At 72.0% G+C, this 19,739-nt stretch carries 14 protein-coding genes; 10 read left to right on the top strand and 4 right to left on the bottom strand.

Translation table 11 applies throughout. The features are described 5' to 3' along the window. The first annotated feature begins 983 nt into the window (after positions 1-983). Positions 984-4,640, top strand: coding sequence for an ABC transporter ATP-binding protein (locus ABZU74_RS30450; RefSeq protein WP_355431061.1), 3,657 nt, complete (start codon positions 984-986; stop codon positions 4,638-4,640). Positions 4,641-4,713: 73 nt separating this feature from the next. Here the strand turns inward: ABZU74_RS30450 and ABZU74_RS30445 are convergent, their stop codons facing one another. From ABZU74_RS30445 to ABZU74_RS30430, 4 genes are all read right to left on the bottom strand, one after another. Then, complete coding sequence (locus tag ABZU74_RS30445) at positions 4,714-5,781, bottom strand: NADH:flavin oxidoreductase/NADH oxidase (protein ID WP_355431058.1); 1,068 nt, start codon at positions 5,779-5,781, stop codon at positions 4,714-4,716. 69 nt (positions 5,782-5,850) lie between these two features. After that, the gene (locus tag ABZU74_RS30440; RefSeq protein ID WP_355431070.1) at positions 5,851-7,143 is read right to left on the bottom strand and encodes a dicarboxylate/amino acid:cation symporter; all 1,293 of its coding nucleotides are present in this window, start codon (positions 7,141-7,143) and stop codon (positions 5,851-5,853) included. A gap of 168 nt (positions 7,144-7,311) precedes the next feature. Then, positions 7,312-7,995: a DUF998 domain-containing protein gene (locus ABZU74_RS30435; RefSeq protein WP_355431055.1), complete on the bottom strand. Its 684-nt coding sequence runs from the start codon at positions 7,993-7,995 to the stop codon at positions 7,312-7,314. Continuing rightward, positions 7,988-8,953, bottom strand: coding sequence for a glutathione S-transferase C-terminal domain-containing protein (locus ABZU74_RS30430; protein ID WP_355431052.1), 966 nt, complete (start codon positions 8,951-8,953; stop codon positions 7,988-7,990). The genes ABZU74_RS30435 and ABZU74_RS30430 overlap by 8 nt, the downstream gene beginning before the upstream one ends. 106 nt (positions 8,954-9,059) lie before the next feature. Between ABZU74_RS30430 and pcaF the strand changes: the two genes are divergently transcribed. From pcaF to ABZU74_RS30385, 9 genes are all read left to right on the top strand, one after another. Continuing rightward, positions 9,060-10,265 (top strand): 3-oxoadipyl-CoA thiolase, encoded by a 1,206-nt coding sequence (gene pcaF, locus ABZU74_RS30425; RefSeq protein ID WP_355431049.1) that lies wholly within the window; start codon positions 9,060-9,062, stop codon positions 10,263-10,265. A gap of 110 nt (positions 10,266-10,375) precedes the next feature. Next, positions 10,376-11,188 (top strand): SAM-dependent methyltransferase, encoded by an 813-nt coding sequence (locus ABZU74_RS30420; protein WP_355431046.1) that lies wholly within the window; start codon positions 10,376-10,378, stop codon positions 11,186-11,188. 4 nt (positions 11,189-11,192) lie between these two features. Beyond that, positions 11,193-13,388 (top strand): EAL domain-containing protein, encoded by a 2,196-nt coding sequence (locus ABZU74_RS30415; protein ID WP_355431043.1) that lies wholly within the window; start codon positions 11,193-11,195, stop codon positions 13,386-13,388. Between the two features lie 189 nt (positions 13,389-13,577). Then, positions 13,578-14,078 (top strand): DUF456 domain-containing protein, encoded by a 501-nt coding sequence (locus ABZU74_RS30410; protein WP_355431040.1) that lies wholly within the window; start codon positions 13,578-13,580, stop codon positions 14,076-14,078. Positions 14,079-14,145: 67 nt separating this feature from the next. Further along, positions 14,146-14,664 carry an MBL fold metallo-hydrolase gene (locus ABZU74_RS30405; protein WP_355431037.1) on the top strand — a complete coding sequence of 173 codons (519 nt, stop codon included), beginning with the start codon at positions 14,146-14,148 and terminating at the stop codon, positions 14,662-14,664. Continuing rightward, positions 14,628-14,891, top strand: coding sequence for a hypothetical protein (locus ABZU74_RS30400; RefSeq protein WP_355431034.1), 264 nt, complete (start codon positions 14,628-14,630; stop codon positions 14,889-14,891). The genes ABZU74_RS30405 and ABZU74_RS30400 overlap by 37 nt, the downstream gene beginning before the upstream one ends. Before the next feature lie 298 nt (positions 14,892-15,189). Next, positions 15,190-16,776: an amino acid permease gene (locus ABZU74_RS30395; protein ID WP_355431031.1), complete on the top strand. Its 1,587-nt coding sequence runs from the start codon at positions 15,190-15,192 to the stop codon at positions 16,774-16,776. A 126-nt stretch (positions 16,777-16,902) separates the two neighbouring features. Next, complete coding sequence (locus tag ABZU74_RS30390; RefSeq protein ID WP_355431028.1) at positions 16,903-18,267, top strand: glutamine synthetase family protein; 1,365 nt, start codon at positions 16,903-16,905, stop codon at positions 18,265-18,267. Positions 18,268-18,383: 116 nt separating this feature from the next. Continuing rightward, the gene (locus tag ABZU74_RS30385; protein WP_355431025.1) at positions 18,384-19,739 is read left to right on the top strand and encodes an aldehyde dehydrogenase family protein; all 1,356 of its coding nucleotides are present in this window, start codon (positions 18,384-18,386) and stop codon (positions 19,737-19,739) included.

Genomic DNA, 19,739 nt, shown 5'->3' with positions numbered 1-19,739 from the left:
GCCGGCGAAGACACCACCGGCGAACGCGAGACCAGCAACAGACAGCATGCTCTTACGGAAGATCGTGTTCATGGGGGTAGCTCCTTCGGGGGTAGAACACCCGCACACCGATCAGGGGGGAACGGCAGAAACGGGTGTGAGCACCTCGTCCGGCGCTGCACTAACAAGGGGGAAAAGTCTGGGGGTGACGCCCTTGTCGGGCGTCCGGGGTCGGCGACCTAGCGAGCGGGGGGCTCGTGGCACCGGGTCCCTGTGTAACGACCCGGGAGCCCGGGGTCATTCCGGGGGCGGCCCACCTGCCGGCACCCGCGTCGGGGCGGCGCCTGCGGTCGTTCGTGGGGATCACAACGACCGGGGGGCCGGGGTCATTCCGGGTTGGCCCATCCATCGGCACCCTCATCGAGGCGGTGCCTGCGGTCGTTCGTGGGGACGGTAACGACCGGGCGGAGGCTGGCATTCCAACCTGCGCGACCCGCATCCCAGGCCCGGTGCGGGCCGGGCGGCGGGCGGTGGTGCTGCGATCGTCAGGGTAGGTAACGACCCCGCCCCGGCCACGATTCCGGCCGACGGGTGCACCCGGTCACCACCCACAAAACCCCACCATCCGACAAACCGCCCACACAACGCCGCACACTACGGCGTCGAATCCACCCTGACCCCCGTGATCCACTCGGGTTCACGGAAGTCGGGGCATCCGGGACGCCCGGACACCGCGACATCAAGGAACCCGAGTCGATCGAGAAGGTCTGACGGCGTGGCCGAGTGGCCATGTCCCTTCAAATCGGTCAAAACGCCTACAGCGCCGGCTGCGCGGCCGGCTTCTTTCGGCTCCGGCCCAGAGCAGTCAGCCCTGGCCTGTCCACCGCGCCCCGCTGCTGCCTGAACCGATGGACGCCCTGCTCAGGGACGGGAAAATCGGTTGAGTTGACGGGTTCGTGCCGGCAGGCTGAGGTCTCCGCCACCCACGTCCCGGAGGACTTTTCATGCGCTTGCTCCGTGATCTGTGGGGCACCTCGACCCGCCGAATGACGATCGTGGCCGTCCTGATCGTGTTGGGCGCCGCCGGGCAGGCGGGCGCGTCGGCGCTGGCCGGCGCGGTGCTGGTGCATCGTTCAGTTGGCTTCTTCGCCGTGCTGGCCGCAGCTCTGGTCGCCGTGGTCCTCAGCGACCTCGCCGTGAGTCTGCTGATGGCTGGCCTGACCGCCGACTGGTCCGCCGACGTGCGTCGCCGGCTTTGTCGCGTCGCTCTCGGGCAGGACCTGCCCACCCTGGAGACCACCCCGGTGGGCGAGTTGCTGGACCGGATCGACGGGGACGTCTATCAGGTGGCGTCGGCCGTGCGTAACCAGGGCACCCGGCTCGCCCAGGGCCTCTGCGTCGGGCTGTTGTCGATGGTCGTGGCGCTCTTCGTGTGGTGGCCGGCGGGGATCGCGATGCTGCTGCTCACCGTGGTGCTCGCGGTCGGCCTGCGCCGGCCCACGGCACGGATCGGCCCGGCCCGGATGGCCGAGGAGGAGGCGTGGTCCGACCTGGCCGCCGTGATGGAGGAGGCGGTGCACGGCCAGGACGACGTCCGCACCAGTCTGGCTCGGCCGTACGTGCTGCGGTTGTACGCCCGGCGGGCCGCTGCCGTGCTGTCCCGCGGCCGGGTGGTCTGGGTGCTGTCCGCCCGGGTGGCGACGGTGGCCACCGCGACGATCCGGGCCGGCATCGGCGTGGTGGTGCTCGGTGGGGCCTGGGCGTTGGCCACCGACCGGATCGACGCCGCCCGGCTCACCGCCATCTGGCTGCTCGCCCTGGCCTTCGGGGCAACCGCGGAACACGTCAGCCGGATGGTGCCGGAGATCCAGGAGGCGCTCGGCGCGTGGGCGCGGGTGCAGTTGCTCTACCAGGCCCGGCAGGAGCCGGTCGGCGGGGCCAGCCCGAGCGAGGGCGACCTGCGCATTCGGGACCTGACCTTCGGGTACGGGGAGAGTGACCGGGGGGCCGCGCTGCGCGGGCTCAGCCTGACCTTCGCCCGTGGTCGCTCGTACGCGCTGATCGGACGGACCGGCTCGGGCAAGTCCACGCTGGCGAAGGTGCTCACCCGGGCGGTAGACGTGCCGCGGGGCACGGTCTTCCTCGGCGGCACCGACCTGTGCGACCTCGACGTCGAGCAGTTGCGCCGCTGGGTGGCATTGGTGCCGCAGCGCACCGAGATCCTGGCCGGCACGCTCGCCGAGAACGTGGCGCTCTTCGACCCGGAGCTGCTCGACGCGGCGGCTCGGGCGCTCGACGAGCTGGGCCTGGCCGGTTGGATCGCCGAGCTGCCGGACGGGTTGACGACCCGGTTGGGGGAGGGCGGGCACGTGCTCTCCGCCGGTCAGGAGCAGTTGGTGGCGTTCGCCCGGATCCTGGTCCGGGAACCGCACGTGGTGATCCTCGACGAGGCCACCGCACGGCTGGACCCGGTCACCGAGGCACGGGTGCAGCGGGCCACCGAACGCCTGTTGCGCGACCGGATCGGCATCGTCATCGCGCACCGACTCTCCTCGGTGCGCCGCTGTGACGAGGTGGTCGTCCTCGCCGACGGCGCGGTGGTCGAGGCCGGTCCGCTGGAGACGTCGACGCGCTTCGCCGAATTGTTGGCGACCAGCCACGCCGCCGCGTACGCCACTGTGGCGCCGGTCGGTGGCACCGGCGTCGGCACCGACCTGCTGGTCAGGCCCGGTCCGGCCGACGCCTGGCCGAGCGAACTGGCACCGGCACGGGCCGAGCCGACCGAGCAGGCCAGCCAGGTCAGCCAGGTCGGCCAGGTCAGTCAGATCGGCCAGGTCGGTCAGGCCAGCCAGGTCGGTCAGGCCAGCCAGGTCGGTCAGGCCAGCCAGGTCAGCCAGGTCGGCCAGACCAGCCAGATCAACCAGGTCAGCCCGGTCAGCCCTGCTGGGCCGATCCGCGCCGACCCGCCACCACTGCCGCCGGTGCCGCCGGCCCGGACGCTGCGAGAGATCTTCCGCCTCTGCACCAACGATCCCCGGTACGGGGCGGCCGCGATCGTGCTGTTCCTCGGGCTCAGCCTGCTCGGGCTGGACGGCCCGGTGCTGCCCTGGCTCTGGGCGGACCTGGTCGACGGGACTGGTAACCCGTACCTGCCGGCGGTGGGGATCGTCGCCGGGCTGTTGGTCACTTTGCCGCTGCCGTTCTACACCCACGTCTGGTTCCCGCAGTGGTGGGTGCGGCAGATGCTGCGGATCGGCCTTCGCCTGGTGCACGGCCAGACCGGGCCGCGCCGGGTCAGCTCACACACCCCCGCCGAGGTGGTGGCGCAGGGTGGGGACACCGAGCGGGTGGTCCAACTCGCCGACAACGTGCTCGACCAGACCGTCGCGCTGGTGCTCGTGGTCGCCATGACGGCGGTCACCGGCAGCGTCGTACCGGGGCTGTTCTTCCTCGGCACGATGGTCGTCTCCGGGCTGGCGGCGACGTTGTTCGGGCCGAAGCTGGAGCGGGCCGCCCGGGCGACGGTGGCGGCGCGGGCCTCCTTCGCCACGGCGCTGGTCTCCGCGCTCTCCGCGGCGCGGACGGTGAAGCTCGCCGGCGCGACCACGGCGGTGCTGCGCCACCTGGCGGGCCTGGACGTGCTGCGCAGCGACCGCCAGCGGCGGGAGATCTCGGTGCAGGTGTGGGCGCGGTCCACGCCGTCGATGGCGAGTGGGCTGTTGCCGATCGGCGCCTGGGCGCTCTACCTGAACGATTCGCTCTCCGCCGGGGCGGTGCTGGTGGCCGTGTCCACCCTGGGCGCGGCCCGCTGGTTCGCCTGGACGACGGCGTCGTTGATCTCGCAGTTGCCCTCGGCGCGGGTGTGGACCCGGCGCACGGCGGCGATGGCCGGGGTGAGCACGTACTCCGCGGGGGTGCCGGGGGTCGACCTGACCGCCGGGACGGCGCCCGCGCCGACCATGCCGCCGCGGCATCCGCTGCGCCGGCTGGAGCTGCGCGGGTTCGGGGTGGTGCACTCCGACGGGACAGTGGCCGTCCGGGACGTGGACCTGACCGTGCAGCGGGGGCAGTTGGTGCTGGTCGTCGGGCCGGTCGGGTCGGGCAAGTCCTCGTTGCTGCGCGGGCTGGCCGGGATCGTGCACCACACCGGCGAGCTGGCCTGGAATGGCGACCCGGTCACCGAGCCGGAGTTGTTCCTGCGTCCCAACCAGGTCGGCTACGTCGGTCAGTTGCCCCGGGTGCTCTCCGGCACGGTGGCCGACAACATCGCCCTCGGGCACCAGGTGGACGCGGCCGGGGCGGTCAGCACCGCCCAGCTCGACCATGACCTGGCCGCCGCCGGTGGTGGGCTGGGCCTGCTCATCGGGCACAAGGGCACCCGGCTCTCCGGCGGGCAGTTGCAGCGGTTGGCGTTGGCTCGGGCGCTGGCTCCGCGTACCGAACTGCTGGTCGCCGACGACGTGTCGTCGGCGCTGGACGTCACCACCGAGCTGGCGCTGTGGCAGGCGTTGCGCGGCCACGGGGTGACAGTCGTCGGCTCGACCGCGAAGCGGGCGGCGTTGGTCCGGGCCGACCACGTGGTGGTGCTGCTCGGCGGTACGGTGGCCGCCCAGGGCAGCTGGCAGGAGCTGGAGGGCGACTGGTCGCACCTGGCCGGCTGACCGGCGGTCGGGCGGCCGCACACGCGGCGGCCGCCCGACCGGCCGGGCGTCAGGCCACCCGACCGGCCCGGAGTCAGGCGGCGCGGGCGTACTGGGCGGGCCCGGAGTACGCGACGCCGAGCTTCGCGGCTGCCCGGCGCGGCCAGTACGGGTCGCGCAGCAACTCCCGGCCCAGCAGCACCAGGTCGGCCTCGCCGCTGGCGACGATCTGCTCGGCGTGCTCGGGCTCCACGATCAGGCCCACCGCGCCGGTCGGCACACCGGCCTCGCGGCGGATCTGAGCGGCCAGCGGCACCTGGTAGCCGGGGCCGAGCGGGATGCGCTGGTCCGTGCTGACCCCGCCTGAGGACGTGTCGACCAGGTCGACGCCGACGCCGGCCAGCTCGCCGGCGAGCACCACGCTGTCCTCGATCGTCCAGCCGCCCTCGACCCAGTCGGTGGCGGAGATCCGGGTCAGCACCGGCACCTCCTCGCCGACAGCGGCACGCACGGCGCGGGCCACCTCCAGGGTGAGTCGCATCCGGGCGGCCCGGTCGCCGCCGTACGAGTCGGTGCGGTGGTTGGTCAGCGGCGAGAGGAACTCGTTGAGCAGGTAGCCGTGCGCGGCGTGGATCTCCACAGCGGCGAAGCCGGCGTCCAGTGCGCGTTCGGCGCCGGCCGCGAACGCCTCGACCACACCGGCGACGCCGGCCTCGTCGAGGCTGATCGGCGTCCGGTAGCCGGTGGTGAACGGCTCCGAGCCGGGGGCGACGGGCGTCCAGCCACCCTCGGCGTCCGGCACGCCACCGCGCTCCGGCGCCCACGGCCGGTAGGTGGAGGCCTTGAAGCCGGCGTGCGCGAGCTGCACGGCCGGCACCGCGCCGTGGGCCGCGATGAATGCGGTCACCGGCCGCCAGGCGTCGACGTGGGCACCTGACCAGAGGCCGGTGTCCTGCGGGCTGATCCGGCCCTCGGAAAGTACGGCGGTCGCCTCGGTCATCACCAGGCCGGCGCCGCCGACCGCGCGACTGCCGAGGTGGATGAGGTGCCAGTCGGTGGGTAGACCGTCGGGGCCGGCGGAGTACTGGCACATCGGCGCCATGGCGATCCGGTTGGGCAGTGTGACCGCGCGCAGGGCCAGGGGAGCGAACAGGGAACTCATGGGGTCATCCTCTCCGACACGGCGACGGGCCCCCGGGGAGAGGGGCCCGTCGCCGTACTGGTGAGCCGATCAGGCAGGAACGGGGCTGAGTTCGGGCCGGGTGTCGGCGACCGGCTCCGGCTCGGTCAGGTCACGCCGGCCGGCGGACTCGTACGCCTCGCGGTCGAGAGTGCCCTCGCGGGCGGCGACCACTGTCGGCACGAGGGCCTGCCCCGCGACGTTGGTGGCGGTGCGGATCATGTCCAGGATCGGGTCGATGGCCAGCAGCAGGCCGGCGCCGGCAAGCGGCAGGCCCAGCGTGCTGAGGGTCAGGGTGAGCATGACGATCGCGCCGGTCAGGCCGGCGGTGGCCGCCGAGCCGACCACCGAGACGAACGCGATCAGCAGGTAGTCGCCGATGCCGAGCTGCACGCCGAACACCTGGGCCACGAAGATCGCGGCGAGGGCCGGGTAGATGGCGGCGCAACCGTCCATCTTCGTGGTGGCGCCGAAGGGCACCGCGAACGAGGCGTACTCGCGGGGGACGCCGAGACGCTCGACGGAGCGCTGGGTCACCGGCATGGTGCCGACCGAGGAGCGGGACACGAAGGCCAGCTCGATCGCCGGCCAGGCGCCGGCGAAGAAACGCAGCGGGTTGAGGCGGCCGGCGAGGATCAGCACCAGCGGGTAGACCACGAACAGCACGATGGCGCAGCCGACGTAAACGGCGGTGGTGAACTTCGCGAGGGGGGCCAGCAGGTCCCAGCCGTACGAGGCGACGGCGTTGCCGATCAGGCCGAGGGTGCCGATCGGGGCGAGCCGGATGACCCACCAGAGCGCCTTCTGGACGATCTCCAGCAGGGAGCGGTTGAGCGCCACGAACGGTTCGGCGGCCTCGCCGACCAGCAGGGCAGCGGCGCCGATGACGACGGCGAGGAAGACGATCTGGAGGACGTTGCCCTCGACGAACGCGCCGACCGGGTTGGTGGGCACGATGCCGGTGAGGAAGTCGGTCCACGAGCCGGTCTTCTTCGGCGCGGCGGCGCCACCCAGGTCGAGGGTCACGCCCTTGCCCGGGTTGGTGAGCAGGCCGAGGCCGATGCCGATGCTCACCGCGATCAGCGCGGTGATGCCGAACCACATCAGGGTCTTGAGGGCGAGCCGGGCGGCGTTCGCGACGCCGCGCAGGCTGACCACGCTGACCACGATGGCGGTGAAGACCAGCGGCGGCACGGCCAGCTTGAGCAGTTGGACGAAGAGGCTGCCGACGGTGTGCAGGGTGCTGGTGAGCCAGCTCAGGTCGTTGGTGCGGGCCAGGAAGCCCAGCGCGACGCCGAGCACGAGGCCGAGCAGGATCTGCACGGAGAAGGGAATTTTGCGCAGGCTGAAGGGCATGAGGACGTATCCAATTGTCCGGTCCGATCGGGGCAGGCGTGGGAACGCGGCTAGCCCGGACAGATGCCACTGGCCTGCAGTCGAAGATCGACATACAGGCGCACAGTGAGGCCCCAGACATTTGTCATCGCTGGCCGACGATACGCCGATTCCCGTTCATCGGAAGGACCGGAAGGCGTGAGGCTCCTTACAGAGGGCCAGTGCGGTGGCGGTGCTCAGGCCCCACAGCACCGCGAGGGCGAGGATCAGCCGTTCCAGCACCCCCACCAGCGAACCCCGGCCGATGACGAGCATCGTCAGCCCCACCGCGGCGCAGAGCGGCAGGGCCAGCGCGGCGGCCACGCCGGCCAGCCGGCGCACCGTCGGACCGGCCGGCCCGGAGACGGCCAATGTGATCATGGCGAAGACCATCGACGCGGTCGCCGCGATGCTCGCGCTGCCGTGCACCAGGTCCGCCGTCGTCGCGCGCTCGAACGGCGGCAGCGGGCAGCCGTCGGAGCAGGTCACCGTCCCGGACACGGCGGTGAACACGGCCCCGGTGGCGAGCAGCGCAGGGGCCGCCGCCCACACCCCGGGGGGCAGCGCCGCGCCGATCAGCAGCAACGCGCCGGCGAGGGCCAGAATCCCGATCCGGTACGTCGTGGCGTGGGCGCTGCCGGCGATCCCCGCCTCACTGACGTACCCGGTGAGCCCTGGACCGGGACCGGCGACCACGGCGAGCGTCACCGCCACCGCGCCGGCCAGGGTGCAGCCGGCCGCTGCGGACCCGGCGGCCCGGCGGGCGATGTCGCCGCGGGCCCTCGGCACGGTCGGGGCGGCGGGCCGACCCGGCTCAGCCACGCCCGTGCGGCGTGCGCCAGCCGGACTCGTCCGGCCCGAGTGGCACGATGCCGCTGGGATTGATCTCCCGGTGCGTGCCGTAGTAGTGCCGCTTGATGTGGTCGAAGTCCACCGTCTCCCCGAAACCCGACGTCTGGAAAAGGTCCCGGGCGTACGCCCACAGCACCGGCATCTCGGTCAGCTTGTTGCGGTTGCACTTGAAGTGCCCGTGGTACGCGGCGTCGAAGCGAACCAGCGTGGTGAACAGCCGCACGTCTGCCTCGGTGATCGCGTCACCCATCAGGTAACGCTGCCCGGCCAGCCGCTCGGAGAGCGCGTCCAGCCGGGCGAAGAGCGCCCGGAACGCCTCGTCGTACGCCTGCTGGGAGGTGGCGAACCCGCAGCGGTAGACGCCGTTGTTCACGTCGGTGTGGATCTCGGCCATCAGCGCGTCCATCTCGGGGCGCAGGTCGACCGGGTACAGGTCCGGCGCCCCCGCACGGTGCAGCGACCGCCACTGCGTGGAGAAGTCGAGGGTGAGCTGCGGATAGTCGTTGGTGACCACCCGACCGGTCAGGGTGTCGACGAGCGCCGGCACTGTCACCCGACCGGTGTAGTCCGGGTCGGTGGCCAGGTACGCCTCGGAGAGGAAGCTCACCCCGAGGACCGGGTCGAAGCCGTCCGGGTCGAGGGCGAACGCCCAGCCCCGCTCGTCCCGGATCGGGTCGACGGTGCCCAGCGAGATCGCGTCGTCCAGCCCGAGCAGGCCACGCACGATCCTCGCCCGGTGCGCCCACGGGCAGGCCCGGCACCAGATCAGCCGGTAACGGCCGGCCTCCAACGGCCAGCGGTCCTGCTCGTCGGGGCCGCCGCCGGGTGGCGAGGTGGAGTCGGCGGTGACCCGACCGGTGAACCGGTTCGGCTGGCGGACGAACGCGCCACCGCCGCTGGTCTCTGCGCTGAACTGGGCCCGGGCCATGCCGTCAACCTATCCGCTGCCGGCGCGGATATCCTGGCGGCCGGCAGCCCTCGTGACCCGGTGGGCGTGCCCCACCCCCGCCGTCTGCACCCCCTAAGGACTCGCGATGACCGTGGCATACCTGGTGGCCGGTGTCCGCACCCCGATCGGCCGGTACGCGGGCGCGCTGGCCGGCGTCCGCCCCGACGACCTGGCGGCGCACGTGATCCGTGAACTGGTCGCCCGCCACCCGTCGGTGGACTGGGCGCGGGTCGACGACGTCGTGCTCGGCTGCGCCAACCAGGCGGGCGAGGACAACCGCAACGTGGCCCGGATGGCGGCGCTGCTGGCCGGCCTGCCCGAGGAGGTGCCGGGCAGCACTGTCAACCGGCTCTGCGGCTCGGGCCTGGACGCGCTCGCCACCGCCGCCCGATCCATCGTCGCCGGGGACGCCGAGCTGGTGATCGCCGGTGGGGTGGAGAGCATGAGTCGGGCGCCGTTCGTCATGCCGAAGGCGACGTCGGCGTACTCCCGCTCGGCCGAGGTGTACGACACCACACTGGGCTGGCGGTTGGTGAACCCGTTGATGCGCGACGGGTGGGGGGTCGACTCGATGCCGGAGACGGCGGAGAACGTGGCCGCCGAGTATGGCGTCAGCCGGGCCGAGCAGGACGCCTTCGCGTACCGCTCACAGCAGCGTGCGGCAAAGGCGCAGGCCGACGGCCGGTTCGCCGACGAGATCGTGGCGGTGTCCGTGCCGGCCGGTCGTCGGGAGACCCGGCTGGTCGAGGTCGACGAGCACCCCCGGGAGACCACGCTCGCGAAGCTGGCCGCGCTGCCCACCCCGTTCCGCGACGGCGGCACGGTGACCGCCGGCAACTCCTCGGGCGTCAACGACGGCGCGGTCGCGCTGCTGGTGGCCAGCGAGGCGGCGGTTGCCCGGTACGGCCTGACCCCGCTGGCCCGGATCGTCGGCGCGGCGGCGGCCGGTGTGCCGCCCCGGATCATGGGGATCGGCCCGGTGCCGGCCACCCGTAAGCTGCTCGACCGCGTCGGCGTCGAGTTGGGTGCGGTGGACGTGGTGGAGCTGAACGAGGCGTTCGCCGCGCAGTCCGTGGCGGTGCTGCGGGAGCTGGGGCTGCCGGTGGAGGCCGACCACGTCAACCCGAACGGTGGGGCGATCGCGCTCGGGCACCCGCTGGGTGCCAGCGGCGCGCGGCTGGCGCTGACCGCCGCGTTGGAGCTGCGCCGTCGCGGTGGCCGCCGGGCCCTGGCCACCATGTGCATCGGCGTTGGTCAAGGCATCTCGCTGTTGCTGGAGTCAGCCGCCTAGAGTGGTCCACACCACACGACCCGCGGGTCGACCGGTGCTGGCGCGTGCCCGCGGCGCGCCCATTCGCCGGTGCCGTCCCGCGCCGCGGCGATGAACTGGGGAGCACACTGATGCCGGACGGACTGCCGACCGAGATCGATCTGACCAGGCCGAGCGCGGCCCGGGTGTATGACTACTTTCTGGGTGGGGCGCACAACTTCGAGATCGACCGGCAGCTGGCCGAGCAGATCGCCAGCATGACCCCGAATCTCGCCGCCACCATGCGTTCCGGCAGGGAATTCCTGCGCCGGGCCGTCCGGGTGCTGCTCGACGCCGGCATCGACCAGTTCCTCGACATCGGCTCCGGAATTCCCACCGTGGGCAACGTGCACGAGGTGGCGCAGGGGGTGAACCCCAAGGCCCGGGTGGTGTACGTCGACATCGACCCGGTGGCCGTCGCGCACAGCCGGGAGCTGTTGGCCGGCAACGAGCTGACCGGTGTCATCCACGCCGACCTGCGTGAGCCGGAGCGGATCCTCGCCGAGACCCGACAGCTCGGGCTGATCGACTTCAGTCGACCGATGGGCGTCCTGCTGGCCGGGGTGGTGCACTTCATCCCGGACGCCGACCGCCCCGACGACATCCTGGCCACGCTGCGGGCCGCCGCCGCGCCCGGCAGCTTCCTGGTCATCTCGCACTCCACCTTCGAGGACCAGCCGCAGGAGATGCTGGACGCCCAGCGGCTCTCCGCCCGCACCGACACGGAGATCACCCTGCGCTCCCGCGCGCAGGTCACCGGCTTCTTCGGCGACTGGACCGTGCTGGAACCGGGCGTGGTGCACATGCCGCTCTGGCGTCCCGACTCACCGTCCGACGTGGACGAGCACCCGGAGCGGTTCGGTGCCTTCGGGGGCGTCGCCCGGTACGACCAGCCCGCCGGCTGATCCCGTGGCCGCCGTCCCGGACCCCACCGGGGTCGATGCCGGCCCAGGCCCCGACGGGGTCGCCGCCGGCCGGGCCGACCCCCGGGGGTACGCCGCCGACTGGGCCCGCGCGGTACGCCGCCTCGGTTTCGTGCCGCTCAGCGTGGCCGAGACCGAGCGGCTGCTGCTGGCGCACACGATCCGGCTGGCAAAGGCGGTACGGGCGGAGCCGTTTCGCACCCGCCCGGCCGAGGAGGTCGGGCGGGCCCTGGTGGAGGCGCACCTCACCGAGCCGCAGGCCCTGGAGTGGACGCTGCGCGCGCTTGGCGCGGACTTCGGGCGGCGCGTCCTGGGCGACGGTGACCGGCCGGCGGACCTCGCCGAGCGGATCGCGGCGATGCAGGGCGGCGTCGCCGCCGGGTTCGCCCGCGCGCTGCGGGACCGCACCTTCAGCCAGCAGGAGCGGATCGCCCGATCGGCCTGGCAGGCGCGCGACGAGGTCGAGCAGGCGCTGCGCGAGAGCGAGGCACGGTTCCGGGCGGTGTTCACCGGCGCCGCGATCGGGATCGGGATCGCCGACGTGGACGGCCGGATCATCGACGTCAACCAGGCGTTCGCCGACATGCTCGGCTACTCGATCGAGGAGTTGCGCGAGATCAACGTGGCGGCGTTGTTCCACGCCGACGACGCCGCCGGGATGTGGGAGCTCTACCAGGAGCTGATCGAGGGCAAGCACGACGTGGCCCGGGTGGAGAAGCGCTACCACCGCAAGGACGGCAGCGTGGTCTGGACGGACCTGGCCGTCTCGCTGATCCGACACGAGGGCCGGCCCCGATTCACCGTCGCGATGATCGAGGACATCACCGAGCGGTACGAACTCCAGCAGCGGCTGCGCTTCCAGGCGTTGCACGACCCGCTGACCGGGCTGCCCAACCGGACGCTGTTCTTCGAGACGTTGGGACGGGTGCTCGACACCGCTGGCGCCGGGCAGCGGGTCGGTGTGTGTTTCCTCGACCTGGACGGCTTCAAGGCGATCAACGACAGCCTCGGCCACGACCTCGGTGACCGGCTGCTCGTGATGATCGCGCGGCGGCTGGCCGCGTGCGTGGCCGACCACGGCCACCTGGTCGCCCGGATGGGGGGCGACGAGTTCGTGATCCTCGTCGACGGAGGGGACGACACCGACGACCCAATCGCCGTCGCGGAGGCCGCGCTGGCCGCCGTCGCGGCGCCGGTCCACGTCGGTGAGCACCAGTTGGCCGTCTCGGCCAGTGTGGGCATCGTTCAGTGTCCCGCCTCGGAGACGTCCGCGTCCGAGCTGATGAAGGCCGCGGACACCACGCTCTACTGGGCGAAGGCGGCGGGTCGGGGCCGGTGGGCGGTCTACGACCCGGAGCGCGGCGCCCGGGACATCGCCCGCTCGGCGCTTGTCGCCGGGCTGCCCGCCGCACTGGACCGGGGCGAGTTCGTCCTGCACTACCAACCGATCGTGTCGCTGCTGGAGGGCACCATGCTCGCCGTGGAGGCGCTGGTCCGTTGGGAGCACCCGGAGTTGGGCCTGATCGGGCCGGACCGGTTCATCGGCCTGGCCGAGGAGACCGGCCTGATCGTCCGGCTCGGCGAGTGGGTGCTGCGGCGGGCCTGCGCGGACGCCGAACGGTGGTGGCGGGAGTTCCCGGACGCCAGGCTGGTGGTCAGCGTCAACCTGGCTGCCCGGCAGGCCGACGAACCGGCCATCGTGGACACTGTCGCCGACGCGTTGCAGACCAGCGGGCTGCCCGCCGAGCTGCTGCAACTGGAGCTGACCGAGAGCGCCGTGATGGGCAGCGCCGGTGAACCCCTGCGCAGCCTGCACCGGCTCGCCGCGCTCGGCGTCCGGCTGGCCGTGGACGACTTCGGCACCGGGTACTCCAACCTGGCGTACCTGCGTCGGTTGCCGATCCACTGCCTGAAGCTCGCCGGCCCGTTCGTGGAGGGCATCCGCGCGGACGGGACCGACCTGGCCGCCGACCACCGCGACGAACGGATCGTCGACGCGTTGGTCAGGTTGGCGCACGCGTTGGAGCTGTGGGTCACGGCCGAGGCGGTGGAGACCGGCGTGCAGGCGGAACGGCTGCGGGCGCTGCGCTGCGACACCGGGCAGGGCCGGTACTTCGGCGCGCCGGTCCCGGCTGAGGCGATCACCGCCCGGCTGCGCGGCGGCGGGGCCGCAGCGGCGTGAGCGAGCGCAGCGAGCGAACCAACTGGCACAGCAGCGTGGCGCGAAGCGACGGCACGGAGCGCAGCGGAGTGCTGGCGTGAGCGAGCGCAGCGAGCGAACCAGTTGGTACAGCAGTGTGGCGCGCAGCGACGGCACGGAGCGCAGTGGGGGACCGTTCCGGTCCGGAGGGTGGCGACGGAGGGTGGCGGCGTGGACCTGACGGACTCGCAGACGGCGGTGACCGTGGTGGCCGGGCTGGCCATCCTGGCCGGGTTGGCGGGTGTGGTGGTGCCCGGTCTGCCAGCGCTGCCGCTGTGCTGGGGCGGCGTGCTGCTCTGGGCGGTCTTCGGCGGCGCCGGGCTGGGTGGCTGGGCGGTGTTCGCCGCCGCCACAGTGGTCGCCGCGAGTGGTGCCGTGATCAAGTATGCGTGGCCGGGCCGGAACCTGAAGCGCACCGGTGTGCCGACGTCCACGCTGCTCGCCGGCGGGGTGCTCGGCATCATCGGCTTCTTCGTGGTGCCGGTGGTCGGGTTGGCGCTCGGCTTCGTGGCCGGGGTGTGGGCGGCCGAACGCCTCCGGTTGGGCAGCAACCAGTTGGCCTGGCCGTCCACCGTGCAGGCCCTGAAGGCCGCCGGCCTGTCGATGCTTGTGGAATTCCTGGCCGGCCTCCTGGTCGCGGCCCTCTGGGTAGCCGGCCTCCTCCTGACCTGACCCGCTGCCCTTGGTCGGACGAGTTCGGGCCGGTACGGCGGAGCCGCGGCGGCTAGGGTCCATCCTCATGCGCGTCGTGGTGCTCGGCGGCCTTGGTGCCTGGCCCTCCGCCGAGCAGGCGTGTGCGGGCTTTCTGGTCGAGCACCAGGGCTTTCGGCTGTTGATTGATCCTGGTTACGCGACACTGCAACCGCTGCTGACCCGGCTGCCCGCCTCGGCGGTCGACGCGGTGTTCGTCAGCCACGGCCATCCCGACCACTGCGCGGACCTGCAGCCACTGCTGCGGGCACGGGTGTTGCCCGACCGGTCCGCGCCGGCCCTGCCGGTGTACACGCCCAGCGGCGGCCTCGACCCGTTGCTGGCGATCGACGAGTCGGGGCTCATCGACACGGCGTACCGACTGCACGCGTTCACCCCCGGTGACAGCTTCGGCGTCGGCCCGTTCACCGTGCGGACCTGGTCACTGCCGCACTGGGTGCCGAACGCCGGGGCCCGTTTCTCCGCTGGCGGAACGGTGCTGGCCTACACCGGCACACCGGGCCGAGCCCGATGTTGGTGGCGTTGGCCCGCGACGCCGACCTGCTGATCGCCGACGCGACGTATGTCGACGAGATCCCGGACCGGCATGTCGGGTTCTTGTCGAGCGCCGCCGAGGTGGGTCGCTACGCCACTGCGGCACGGACCAGAGCGGTTCTGTTGACGCACCTGTGGCCTGGCACGGACCCCGACGCGGCGGTCGCCGCGGCACGGCGGGCGTACACCGGTTCGCTAGGGGTGGCCCGATCGGGTCTGCTTGTCGATGTGCCCGCCTGACGTCAGGGGCTCGTCGTGACGGGTCGGGGCGCGGGGCACTTGTCGGGCACGGCGGAGCGCCGTACGTGAGAGAGAGGCTGCGCCCCGCGCCGCCGCGGTCCGGGCGGTCCGAGTGCCCGGGGTAGGCCCGTCGTGAACGGGCTGGTCACGGTGTCAAGGATGCGGGCCGGGGCGGTCGGATGGCAACGCAATTAGCCCGACGGCGGTGAGATTCCCACCGACTACGTATTGACCGCCTTGATCGGCCGGGACGACACTTTGCCCACTCGCACGCGGAACCACCTCAGGGAGGTGTGCAGTGGCCACGACGCCCGTGCCGACCGCCGAGCAACCGTTGGACGAGGATGCCCGACGGCTCGCTGAACTCGGCTACAAACAGGAGTTGCGCCGCAAGTGGAGCGGCTTCTCCAACTTCGCCATCTCCTTCTCGATCATCTCGATCCTGGCCGGCTGCTTCACCACGTTCGGTCAGGCGTGGAACAACGGCGGGCCGGTCGCCATCTCCTGGGGGTGGCCACTGATCTCGCTGTTCATCCTGATCATCGGTTTCTGCATGGCGGAGCTGGTGTCGGCGTACCCGACCGCGGGCGGGATCTACTGGTGGGCGGCCACCATGGGCCGCCCGGTGCACGGCTGGTTCACCGGCTGGCTGAACCTGATCGGGCTGGTGGCGGTCACCGCCTCGGTGGACTACGGCTGCGCGACGTTCCTCAACCTCACCCTGTCGGCGCTCTTCGACGGCTGGGCCGGGACGCTGCGTCAGGCGTTCGTCCTCTTCGTGGTCATCCTGGTGCTGCACGGGCTGATCAACATCTTCGGGCACCGGATCATCGACGTACTCCAGAACGTCTCGGTCTGGTGGCACGTGGCGGGCGCGGCGGTGGTGGTGGCCATCCTGGTGTTCGTGCCCGACAACCACCAGAGTTTCCAGTTCGTGTTCACCGAGCGGTTCAACAACTCCGGCTTCGGTGACGGGGACATCGGCGGGCTGACGTTCTGGTTCTACGTGCTGCCGCTGGGCTTCCTGCTGACCCAGTACACGATCACCGGCTTCGACGCCTGCGCGCACGTCTCCGAGGAGACCCGGGGCGCGTCACAGGCCGCTGCCCGCGGACTCTGGCAGTCGATCTTCTACTCGGCGGTCGGTGGCTGGATCCTGCTGCTGGCCTTCCTCTTCGCGGCCACCGACGTCGAGGCGGTGAACGCCGCGGGCGGCTTCTCCGGCGCGATCTTCGAGTCGGCGCTGACCCCGGTCTTCTTCAAGATCGTTATCATCATCTCGACAATCGGGCAGTTCTTCTGCGGCATGAGTTGCGTGACCTCGATGAGCCGGATGGCGTACGCGTTCAGCCGGGACCGTGCGGTGCCCGGATGGCGGCTGTGGTCGACTGTCGACCGCAACGGCACCCCGGTCAATGCGATCATCGGCGCCACAGCGGCCGGCCTGGTGCTGACGCTGCCGGCGCTCTATGAGAGCTCCGCCGGTATCCCGATCGCCTTCTACGCGGTCGTCTCCGTCGCGGTGCTCGGGCTCTACCTGTCCTTCCTCATCCCGATCGCGCTGCGGCTGCGGATGGGCGACCGGTTCGTCCCCGGGCCGTGGACGCTCGGCCGCAAGTACAAGCTGCTCGGCTGGATCGCGGTGATCGAGATCGCGATCATCGCCGTCTACTTCGTGCTGCCGATCGTGCCGGCCGGGGTGCCCGGAAACGACGGGTTCACCTGGTCGGCGGTGAACTACGCGCCGCTCGCCGTCGGCGGGGTGCTGCTGGTGGTCGCCGTCTGGTGGTACGCCTCGGCCCACAAGTGGTTCACTGGCCCGGTCCGTACCGTCGAGGAACCCGCGGTGGCGGCCGACCAGGCACCGGCCGACGGCCCGGTCTGATCGGCGCCCGGCGGGACGGGCGGTGCTGCCGTCCCGCCGGCCGACGGTCGGGTTTGCCGCACGTGGCGCCGGGGGCATTGACGGTGATCCGGTTTGCCAGTAGACCTTGGTGATGGAGGCCCGCGAATGAGGAAAGCTCCGCTCACGCTGGAACAACTGCGGGTCGCCGTCGCCGAGGGCGAGATCGACACCGTGGTGCTGGCCCTCGTCGACATGCAGGGCCGGTTGCAGGGCAAGCGGTTCCACGCGCCCTTCTTCCTCGACCAGGTGGTGGCCAACGGCAGCGAGGGCTGCAACTACCTGCTCGCCGTGGACGTCGACATGAACACCGTCGACGGGTACGCGATGTCGAGTTGGGAACGCGGCTACGGCGACTTCGCGATGGTGCCGGACTTCGCCACGTTGCGCCGGGTGCCCTGGCAGCCCGGCTCCGCCCTCCTGCTGGCCGACCTGACCTGGCTCGACGGCTCGGGTGACGTGGTCGCCTCGCCCCGGCAGATCCTGCGTCGGCAGCTGGACCGGCTGGCCGAGCACGGGCTGACCGCGTACGCCGGCACCGAGTTGGAGTTCGTGCTGTTCCGCGACTCGTACGAGGAGGCCTGGCAGCGCGGCTATCGGGACCTCACCCCGGCCAACCAGTACAACGTGGACTACTCGCTGCTCGGCACCGCCCGGGTGGAGCCGCTGCTGCGCCGCATCCGCACCGAGATGGCCGCCGCCGGGCTCACCCCCGAGAGCGCCAAGGGCGAGTGCAACCTCGGGCAACACGAGATCGCCTTCCGGTACGACGAGGCGGTGGCCTGCGCGGACCACCACGTGATCTACAAGAACGGCGCCAAGGAGATCGCCGCCCAGGAGGGGATGGCGATCACCTTCATGGCCAAGCCGAACGAGCGGGAGGGCAACTCCTGCCACATCCACTTCTCGCTACGGGACTCGTCCGGCTCGTCGGCGATGCTCGGCGACGGGCCCGCGCACCTGTCGCAGACCGGGCAGCGGGTGCTCGCCGGGCTGCTGGCCACCATGCGGGAGTTCAGCCTGCTCTTCGCCCCGAACATCAACTCCTACAAGCGCTACCAACCGGGATCGTTCGCCCCGACCGCGCTGCGCTGGGGGGTGGACAACCGCACCTGCGCGCTGCGGGTGGTGGGGCACGGGCAGGGGATGCGGGTGGAGAACAGGGTGCCCGGCGCCGACGTCAACCCGTACCTGGCCATCGCCGGCCTGGTCGCCGGTGCCCTGCACGGCATCGGGCGCGAGCTGGAGCTGGGCGAGGAGTGCACCGGCAACGCCTACGACGACCCGGAGGCCGAGCGGGTTCCCGGCACCCTCCGCGACGCCCTGACCCTCTGGGAAGACTCCGAGGTGGCCCGCGAGGCGTTCGGCGAAGAGGTGGTGGCCCACTACGCCAACCAGGCACGAGTGGAGATCGCCGCGTACGACGCAGCGGTGACCGACTGGGAGCTGACCCGTGGCTTCGAACGCCTCTGACGGCCCGCGCCGGCCTGGCCGCGTCGATCATGGACTTGTGGTGGCCGGAGCGCGGTGGATTGCGGCTTTCCCGAGGCACCACAACTCCATGATCGACGGCGAGGGGCGGTGGGCGCGTGGCTCTGGTTGTTGATCCGGCTTCCGGGGTTGGTTTTCAGGAGGTCAGGGGGGCGACCCTTGACGAGGTTGACTCGGCGATCTCCCGGGCGGCTCGGGCGTTCGAGACCTGGCGGGCCGTGGGGGCGGGGGATCGGGGGCGGTTGCTGCGGCGGTTCGCCGCCGTTGTCGACGCGCACGTGGACGAGCTGGCCGCGCTGGAGGTCCGCAACTCCGGGCACACCATCGGCAACGCCCGCTGGGAGGCGGGCAACGTCCGCGACGTGCTGAACTACTACGCCGGCGCGCCCGAGCGGCTGACCGGGCGGCAGATCCCGGTGCCCGGCGGGTTGGACGTCACCTTCCACGAGCCACTCGGTGTGGTCGGCGTGATCGTGCCGTGGAACTTCCCGATGCCCATCGCCGCCTGGGGCTTCGTCCCGGCGCTCGCCGCCGGCAACACAGTGGTGCTCAAGCCGGCCGAACTGACCCCGCTCACCGCGCTGCGCCTGGCCGAGCTGGCCCGCGAGGCGGGCCTGCCCGACGGCGTCTTCACAGTCATCCCGGGCCAGGGCTCGGTGGTGGGGGAGCGGTTCGTCAGCCACCCGGCGGTCCGCAAGATCTGCTTCACCGGCTCCACCGAGGTCGGCACCCGGATCATGGCCGGCTGCGCCGCCCAGGTGAAGCGACTCACCCTGGAGCTGGGCGGCAAGAGCGCCAACATCGTGTTCGCCGACGCCGACCTGGAACGCGCCGCCGCGACCGCGCCGGGCGCGGTCTTCGACAACGCCGGCCAGGACTGCTGCGCCCGGTCGCGGATCCTGGTCCAACGCCCCGTGTACGACCGGTTCCTGGAGCTGCTCGAACCGGCGGTACGCACGGTACGCGTCGAGGACCCGTCCCGGGACACCGCCGAGATGGGCCCGCTGATCTCCGCCGCCCAACGGGACCGGGTCGCCGGCTACCTCACCGGGGCGACCGTCGCGTTCACCGGGTCCTGCCCGGACGGCCCCGGCTTCTGGCACGCGCCGACCGTGCTGCTGGCCGACTCGCCGGCCGACCGGCACTGGCGGGAGGAGATCTTCGGCCCGGTGGTCTCGGTGCTGCCGTTCGACGACGAGGCGGACGCGGTCCGGCTCGCCAACGACACCGAGTACGGCCTCTCCGGCTCGATCTGGACCCGGGACGTGGGCCGGGCCCTGCGCCTGGCCCGGGCCGTCGACTCGGGCAACCTCAGCGTCAACTCGCACTCCTCGGTGCGTTACTGGACCCCGTTCGGCGGGATGAAGCGGTCGGGGCTCGGCCGTGAACTGGGCCCGGACGCGCTGCACTCCTTCACGGACGTCAAGAACGTGTTCATCGCGACAGAGGAGTGA

Origin of the sequence: Micromonospora sp. NPDC005171 (assembly GCF_040608575.1) — a bacterium.
In the GTDB taxonomy this organism is placed as follows: domain Bacteria; phylum Actinomycetota; class Actinomycetes; order Mycobacteriales; family Micromonosporaceae; genus Micromonospora.
Note: the sequence above shows the minus strand (reverse complement) of the source record. Positions and strands in the feature narration are given on the sequence as shown.

Coding starts and splice junctions, on each gene's coding strand:
- ABZU74_RS30400 (WP_355431034.1), top strand. CDS start 14,628: ATGTTGGTGGCGTTGGCCCGCGACGCCGACCTGCTGATCGCCGACGCG.
- ABZU74_RS30445 (WP_355431058.1), bottom strand. CDS start 5,781: ATGAGTTCCCTGTTCGCTCCCCTGGCCCTGCGCGCGGTCACACTGCCC.
- ABZU74_RS30405 (WP_355431037.1), top strand. CDS start 14,146: ATGCGCGTCGTGGTGCTCGGCGGCCTTGGTGCCTGGCCCTCCGCCGAG.
- pcaF (WP_355431049.1), top strand. CDS start 9,060: ATGACCGTGGCATACCTGGTGGCCGGTGTCCGCACCCCGATCGGCCGG.
- ABZU74_RS30450 (WP_355431061.1), top strand. CDS start 984: ATGCGCTTGCTCCGTGATCTGTGGGGCACCTCGACCCGCCGAATGACG.
- ABZU74_RS30420 (WP_355431046.1), top strand. CDS start 10,376: ATGCCGGACGGACTGCCGACCGAGATCGATCTGACCAGGCCGAGCGCG.
- ABZU74_RS30390 (WP_355431028.1), top strand. CDS start 16,903: ATGAGGAAAGCTCCGCTCACGCTGGAACAACTGCGGGTCGCCGTCGCC.
- ABZU74_RS30430 (WP_355431052.1), bottom strand. CDS start 8,953: ATGGCCCGGGCCCAGTTCAGCGCAGAGACCAGCGGCGGTGGCGCGTTC.